The organism is Tsukamurella ocularis (genome assembly GCF_024807615.1).
GTDB lineage: Bacteria > Actinomycetota > Actinomycetes > Mycobacteriales > Mycobacteriaceae > Tsukamurella > Tsukamurella ocularis.
Map to the genome: position 1 here is coordinate 2023 of NZ_JANUCJ010000007.1, position 1416 is coordinate 3438.

A 1416-nucleotide genomic window follows, 5' to 3' on the forward strand; every position below is an offset into this window, starting at 1 on the left:
TTCGTGTCTGCGCTCACGTACCACGGTCCTTCGGGGTGTGGGTGGGTGGCGGTGTGGTGGTGTGTGTTGTTTGAGAATTGTATAGTGGACGCGAGCATCAACATGACGCTGCACTGTTTGGTGTGGTTGTTGTGTTATGTTTCTGTAATTTTACATGTTTCTGTGTAAGCATTTTGTTGTGTTTTTTTGGCGCTTGATGTCATGAAGGGCGCATCGAATTTTGTGATGGCTTTGGTTGTCTCGGGTTTGGTGTGTGTTTTGTGTGTTGTAAGTGTCTAAGGGCGCACGGTGGATGCCTTGGCGCAAGGAGCCGATGAAGGACGTGGGAGGCTGCGATATGCCTCGGGGAGCTGTCAACCGAGCTGTGATCCGAGGATTTCCGAATGGGGAAACCCAGCACCAGTCATGTGGTGTTACCCGCCGTTGAATATATAGACGGTGTGGAGGGAACGAGGGGAAGTGAAACATCTCAGTACCCTCAGGAAGAGAAAACAATAGTGATTCCGTGAGTAGTGGCGAGCGAAAGCGGATGAGGCTAAACCATGCACATGTGATACCGGGTAGGGGTTGTGTGTGTGGTGTTGTGGGGTTCATCTTTCCAGCTCTACCTGGCTGGACAGCAGTAAGAAAGTGTCATGTTAGGTGAAGTGGCCTGGAATGGTCCGCCGGAGAGGGTGAGAGTCCCGTAACTGAAAACGTGGTGCCTGTTGTGATGGATACCCGAGTAGCAGCGAGCCCGTGGAATTTGCTGTGAATCTGCCGGGACCACCCGGTAAGCCTGAATACTACCTTGCGACCGATAGCGGACAAGTACCGTGAGGGAAAGGTGAAAAGTACCCCGGGAGGGGAGTGAAATAGTACCTGAAACCGTGTGCTTACAATCCGTCAGAGCCCTCATCGTGGGGTGATGGCGTGCCTTTTGAAGAATGAGCCTGCGAGTCAGTGCTCGGTGGCGAGGTTAACCCGTCTGGGGGTAGCCGTAGCGAAAGCGAGTCCGAATAGGGCGTTTGAGTCGCCGGGTCTGGACCCGAAGCGGAGTGATCTACCCATGGCCAGGGTGAAGCAGCAGTAAGATGTTGTGGAGGCCCGAACCCACTTAGGTTGAAAACTGAGGGGATGAGCTGTGGGTAGGGGTGAAAGGCCAATCAAACTCCGTGATAGCTGGTTCTCCCCGAAATGCATTTAGGTGCAGCGTCACGTGTTTCTTGCCGGAGGTAGAGCTACTGGATGGCCGATGGGCCCTCACAGGTTACTGACGTCAGCCAAACTCCGAATGCCGGTAAGTGAGAACGTGGCAGTGAGACTGCGGGGGATAAGCTTCGTAGTCGAGAGGGAAACAGCCCAGATCGCCGGCTAAGGCCCCTAAGCGTGTACTAAGTGGAAAAGGATGTCCGGTCGCGAAGACAACCAGGAGGT

At 54.0% G+C, this 1416-nt stretch carries 1 rRNA gene; it reads left to right on the top strand.

Annotated features, from left to right (window positions below):
- Positions 1-265: 265 nt before the first annotated feature.
- Positions 266-1416: ribosomal RNA gene (locus tag HNP44_RS20770) — 23S ribosomal RNA — on the top strand; the annotation flags it as partial.